This is a genomic window from Arthrobacter sp. Y3225116 (assembly GCF_059091245.1).
Window position 1 is genome coordinate 1 of sequence record NZ_JBNHGL010000177.1, and the last position, 5,990, is coordinate 5,990.

The window sequence follows — 5,990 nt, forward strand, 5'->3', positions numbered from 1 at the left end:
CCGGCGGCTGCTCTCCCCCGTTCCGGCCCTCGGCGGGGCGGCCCGGTCCGCGGTGCTGCTGGCCGCGGCATTGCTGCTGGCAGTGCCGACCGTCCTGCTGGTGGCACCCGGGCTGGCGGCCTAGGCGTCGATCCGTTCCCGGTCCAGCATGGAGGCGCCGGCCACGATGAACTCCTTGCGCGGCGCCACGTCGGAGCCCATCAGCAGGTCGAAGGAACGCTCGGCCGCTTCGGCATCCTCGATCCGCACCCTGCGCAGCGTTCGGTGGCGGGGCTCCATGGTGGTCTCGGCCAGCTGGTCGGCGTCCATCTCGCCCAGGCCCTTGTAGCGCTGGATCGGCTCCTTGTACTTCCGGCCGTCCTTCTCCAGGGTGGCGAGCAGTTTGTGAAGCTCGTTCTCCGAGTAGGTGTACACCACCTCGTTGGCCTTGGAGCCCGGATTGATGATCTCCACCCGGTGCAGCGGGGGCACCGCGGCGTACACGCGGCCGGCGTCGACCAGGGGGCGCATGTAGCGGAAGAAGAGCGTGAGCAGCAGCGTGCGGATGTGCGCGCCGTCGACGTCGGCGTCCGTCATGAGGACGACCTTGCCGTAGCGGGCCGCGTCCAACTGGAAGCTGCGCCCTGACCCGGCCCCCACCACCTGGATGATGGCCGCGCATTCGGCGTTGGAGAGCATGTCGCCCACCGACGCCTTCTGCACGTTGAGGATCTTGCCGCGGATCGGCAGCAGCGCCTGGTGGTCGGACGAGCGGGCCAGCCGTGCCGTGCCCAACGCGCTGTCGCCCTCGACGATGAACAGCTCGGAGCGTTCGACGTCGCTCGTGCGGCAGTCGATCAGCTTTGCCGGCATGGAGGACGTCTCCAGCGCATTCTTGCGCCGCTGCGTCTCCTTGTGGACGCGGGCCGAGATGCGGGACTTCATCTCGCTGACGACCTTTTCCAGCAGCAGCGCCGATTGGGCCTTGTCCCCGCGGTTCGAGGACCCCAGCTTGGCGGCCAGCTCCTTCTCCACCACGCGGGACACGATGGCGCGGACGGCGGAGGTGCCCAGGATCTCCTTGGTCTGGCCTTCGAACTGCGGCTCGGCCAGGCGGACGGTGAGCACCGCGGTGAGTCCCGCGAAGACGTCGTCCTTCTCAATCTTGTCGCTGCCGGCCTTCAGCTTGCGGGCGTTCGCCTCGATCACCTTCCGGAAGGTTTTCAACAGCGCCTGTTCGAAGCCGGCCTGGTGCGTGCCGCCCTTGGGGGTGGCAATGATGTTCACGTAGGAACGGACCGTGGTGTCGTAGCCAATGCCCCAGCGCAGGGCGACGTCCACGTGGCAGTCGCGGTCGACCTCGGCGATCTTGCTGTGCCCGTTTTCGTCGAGTACCGGAACGGTTTCCTTGAACTTGCCGGAGCCGTGGAAGCGCCAGACATCCGTGACGGCGCTGTCGTTGGCCAGGTATTCGACGAACTCGGCAATGCCGCCGTCGTGGTGGAACACTTCCTCGATCGGGCCGTTCTCGCCGGCGGTGCCGGCCAACCTGCGCTCGTCGCGCAGCGTGATCTTCAGCCCCGGAACCAGGAACGAGGTCTGCCGCGCCCGGTTCTGCAGCTCTTCATAGGAAAACTTGGCGTCCGGGGTGAAAATCTGCCGGTCGCCCCAGTACCTGATGCGCGTTCCGGTCACGCCGCGTTTGGCGGTGCCGACCACTTCCAGTTTGGAGCCCGTGACGAACGGCTCGAACGCGGACTCCGGGCCCGGCCCCCTGCCGGTGTCGATGAACTTGCCCGGCTCGCCGCGGCGGAAGGACATTTGGTACGTCTTGCCGCCGCGGTCCACCTGGACATCCAGGCGGGAGGACAGGGCGTTGACCACGCTGGCGCCGACGCCGTGCAGGCCGCCGGAGGCCGTGTAGGAGCCGCCGCCGAACTTGCCGCCGGCGTGCAGTTTGGTGAACACCACTTCGACGCCGCTCAAGCCGGTCTTTGGCTCGATGTCCACCGGGATGCCGCGGCCGTCGTCGTGGATCTCCACCGAGCCGTCCGGGTGCAGCGTGATCTTGATGCTCTGCCCGTACCCGGCCAGCGCCTCGTCGACGGAGTTGTCGATGATTTCCCAGAGGCAGTGCATCAACCCGCGGGAATCCGTGGACCCGATGTACATGCCCGGCCTCTTGCGGACGGCTTCCAGCCCTTCCAGGACGGAAAGATGGCGTGCTGTGTACTCAGACTTCGTTGGCGCCACGTGTACGAGTGCTCCTTGGCAGACAGAACTGCGGTCCTTGGCCGCGGTCCGCCGCGAATAACGGACCGTTACTAGGCTAATCCCCTTTGCGGGCGGGCTTGTGCACCGCGCCGGGGCACATGCCGGCATGTGACGCAGCTCCCGGCTGTTACCCACACGTGATACGCGGTGAGCGAAAGTGACCCCATCTTGCGAAGATTTCCGCGCTTCGGATGGTTCTATGGATAGACGCACTCGTAAGGAGGTCATCATGACGACAGCAGTAGCCCCCCGTGAACTGACCGCATTGGATCGATGCGACCGGTGTGGTGCCCAAGCCTATGTACGGGTTGTCCTGGCCTCCTCCGGCGGCGAACTCCTCTTCTGCGGGCACCATGCCCGTCAGCATGAGCCGCAGCTTCGCTCCAAGGCCTCGGAATGGCAGGACGAAACCAGCCGGTTGACCGAAAAGGCCGGCGCCGCCGCCGAATAGGTTCTTGAGGGAACGGCTGCAGCGGCAGCCCGTTCCCGGTGCGGTCCGACAGGTCCGCCCGGTACCCGGTCAAAGGGCGCCGTTCCCCGCAGGGGGAACGGCGCCCTTTGCGTCTCCGGAAGCCTTTCCGTCGGGGCACCCGCGCACCTGACGCCGCAACGCGGGACCCCTTCCCCTCCCCTGCTCCCGCCGGCTAAAGCAGCAGGGCCGGCCCCTTGCCGGTGGCCGGTTAACGCAGCAGGGCCGGCCCCTTGCGGGTGCCGGCCCTGCTGCGCAGTCGGATTAGTCCAGGTAGTCGCGGAGTACCTGCGACCGCGACGGGTGCCGCAGCTTGGACATGGTCTTGGATTCGATCTGGCGGATGCGCTCCCGCGTGACGCCGTAGACCTTGCCGATTTCGTCTAAAGTCTTCGGCTGGCCGTCGGTGAGTCCGAAGCGCATGGCCACCACGCCGGCTTCGCGCTCGGACAGCGTGTCCAGCACCGAGTGGAGCTGTTCCTGCAGCAGGGTGAAGCTGACCGCGTCGGCGGGAACCACGGCTTCGGAGTCTTCGATCAGGTCGCCGAACTCCGAGTCGCCGTCTTCGCCCAGCGGCGTGTGCAGCGAGATCGGCTCCCGGCCGTACTTCTGGACCTCGACGACCTTTTCCGGCGTCATGTCCAGTTCCTTGGCCAGCTCTTCGGGAGTAGGCTCGCGGCCCAGGTCCTGGAGCATCTGGCGCTGCACGCGGGCCAGCTTGTTAATGACTTCTACCATGTGCACCGGGATGCGGATGGTGCGGGCCTGGTCCGCCATGGCGCGGGTGATGGCCTGCCGGATCCACCAGGTCGCGTAGGTGGAGAACTTGAAGCCCTTGGTGTAGTCGAACTTCTCGACGGCGCGGATGAGGCCCAGGTTGCCTTCCTGGATCAGATCCAGGAACAGCATGCCGCGGCCCGTGTAGCGCTTGGCCAGCGAGACCACCAGGCGGAGGTTGGCTTCCAGCAGGTGGTTCTTGGCGCGCTTGCCGTCGTGGACAATCTGCTCCAGGTCGCGCCGCAGGCGCGTCTCCATGGTGCCGTCGTCCTTGGCCAGCTTCTCTTCGGCGAAGAGACCGGCCTCGATCCGCAGCGCGAGGTCGACTTCCTGCTCGGCGTTCAGCAGGGCGACCTTGCCAATCTGCTTCAGGTAGTCCTTGACGGGGTCGGCGGTGGCGCCGGCGGAGACCACCTGCTGGGCGGGGGCGTCGTCGTCATCGGCGTCGGAGTAAACAAACCCGGACCCGGTCTCGCCTTCCTTGCCCTTCTTGGCGCCGGCTTCCTCGGTGGCTTCTACATCTTCCTCCGTGGGCTCCGGCTCAACCTCGGGATCCTCGTCGACTTCTTCTGTAGCCAGCTCGGCGGTGTTCGCCTCATCCTTCTTGGCGGCGGCACCGGGCTTGCGGCCGCGCCGTTTGGGAGCAGCTTCCGCCGCTGCCGCTGACTGGGCGCCCGCGCGCTTGGTCGTCGCGGACTTTTTCGGAGCGGAGGCAGCAGTCTCCTCATCGGGAGCTGCAGCAGTCTTCTTGTCCGGTGACACAGAGAACCTTTCGTACGGCGGTCTGTGACGCTACCTGCGGGTAACACCACTATGACCCTGTCAAGTCCGTGAATGAATTCAAACCAAGCCACGGACGCAGGGTCTGCATGGCATAACCTGATCCGCGGCGGCGGTATTCCCGCAGGAACTACCGCTGTTTGAAACACGAACCCAACCGGGTCTCGGTTCCCATTGTCTCACGATTCAGACCGCCGGATGAACTGATTTTCGACCCCCCGCGGACGCCGCGGTCATGCGGTCAGGTGCCTCCGGCCCGGCCAGGCCGTCTCCCGCCGGCGCGCCCACACCGGCAGCATTCCGCTGTCCGCCAGTTCCCGCACCAGTTCCGCCAGCCGATAGCCGGGCCATTCGCGAAGGCATGCTTCGGCGCGTTGATGCGCATGCGTACCGCGCCCCCGGGCCCATTCGATCCAGGCATGCAGCGTGCCGGCGGCAGCGCGGGAGCGCCCCGTTCCGACCGCGTGCAGGCGGGAGAGCAGGTGTGCCGTGGCGTCCACGCGATCCCAGTCCGGAGCGTGGGGCGACTCGCCGATCAGAATTTTGGACCAGCCCCGGGCTGCCGCAGGATCGCCGGACCCGGGGAATGGAACGGCGGGCGGCGCGGCGCCCGCCGCCCGGTCCGCGTCCTCGAGGAGGCCGGACGCCTCGGCCCAGAGGAACGCCGTCTCGGCGCTGCTGCAGGCGAAGATGGCAACACCGTCCCGTACCGCGTTGTCGGTCAGGCTCGCCAGCAGGAAGGCCTGCGCTTCCGCCGTGAGGGTTCCAGCTTGGTGCGCTGCCAGGGAATGCTCCCAGCGGCGGAGGGTATGGAAGTAGCAGGCCGCATGGGTCCACCCTCCCGCGGTTTCCGCGGCGAGCCGGTCCGCCTCCTGCTGTATCCCGGCCGCCACGTCGGGTGGTACGTCGGGTGCCGCTGACGCTGCCGGCGGCGGTGCGGCGGCTGACCCCGTCTTCCGGCCGGATGCGGCGGCCGCGTAGGGTGCGCCGGATGTTGCGGCCCGTGGGACGGCCACGGCCTCCGCTGCGGATGGCGCATAGGTGCTGCCGCTGTAGACAAGTTCGGCGTTCAGCGCACTGTCCCGGATCTGTGACACCGGACGCCCGGGCAGCGGACAGCATTTCGTGTCGCCGCAATAAAGCTCGCGCCAATGCCGTGGGCCAACCGTCCAGCCCGCGCGGACCGGCAGCCCGGCGGCGGACAGGGAACGGCCGAGGGCGGCCACGAGCCGGGCATGGGGCGGCCGCTCCGGCGAACGCCAGGGGTGGTCCGTGTACAGGATGAGCAGCGCGGAGTCGGCGTCCTCATCGGAGCGCAGGTAGTCCGCCGCTGTTTCGGCAAACAGTTCGAGGTGGCAGCCGTCCCCGCTGGCGGGAAGATCCAGGCGGAGAGTCGCGCCCAAACGGCCTTGTGTCAGGGCCAGCAGCACCACGCTGTCGGCGGGAAGGAATCCCAGCGCATGCGGCACGAAACCGAGAATGTCGACGGAGCGGCGGGCGGTGAACTTCTTCTTCTCCATGACAGGAGCCTTCCGCCGCTGCCTGCCCCGCGGCCAGCCGAGGGGGCTCCCCTGTGGACAAGTGCCCTGCAGAAGCCCAGGTGGAGGGAAGGTGCTCAACCGTGGAGCGAGGGCGCTTACCCGCCCCGGGTTCCGCCGTTCCCCTTGCGTTCCCGGATCCGTTGGCGCCGCCGGCGGCGCTCCCGGGCCAG

At 67.7% G+C, this 5,990-nt stretch carries 4 protein-coding genes; 1 reads left to right on the forward strand and 3 read right to left on the reverse strand.

Translation table 11 applies throughout. The features are described 5' to 3' along the window. Nucleotides 1–120: 120 nt before the first annotated feature. Nucleotides 121–2,232 (reverse strand): DNA gyrase/topoisomerase IV subunit B, encoded by a 2,112-nt coding sequence (locus tag AC5RV2_RS13610; RefSeq protein ID WP_494092775.1) that lies wholly within the window; start codon nucleotides 2,230–2,232, stop codon nucleotides 121–123. Between the two features lie 250 nt (nucleotides 2,233–2,482). Here AC5RV2_RS13610 and AC5RV2_RS13615 point away from each other — a divergent pair, with 250 nt between their 5' ends. Then, nucleotides 2,483–2,704, forward strand: a complete 222-nt coding sequence (locus AC5RV2_RS13615) for a DUF7455 domain-containing protein (RefSeq protein WP_493999501.1) — start codon at nucleotides 2,483–2,485, stop codon at nucleotides 2,702–2,704. 282 nt (nucleotides 2,705–2,986) lie between these two features. On the opposite strand, the gene AC5RV2_RS13620 is transcribed toward AC5RV2_RS13615, so the two are convergent. Together AC5RV2_RS13620 and AC5RV2_RS13625 are read right to left on the reverse strand one after the other, a co-directional pair. After that, on the reverse strand, nucleotides 2,987–4,261 hold the full coding sequence (locus AC5RV2_RS13620; protein WP_494067639.1) for an RNA polymerase sigma factor: 1,275 nt from the start codon (nucleotides 4,259–4,261) through the stop codon (nucleotides 2,987–2,989). A gap of 251 nt (nucleotides 4,262–4,512) precedes the next feature. Next, nucleotides 4,513–5,799 carry a DUF4192 domain-containing protein gene (locus AC5RV2_RS13625; RefSeq protein ID WP_494092776.1) on the reverse strand — a complete coding sequence of 429 codons (1,287 nt, stop codon included), beginning with the start codon at nucleotides 5,797–5,799 and terminating at the stop codon, nucleotides 4,513–4,515. Nucleotides 5,800–5,990: the final 191 nt, after the last annotated feature.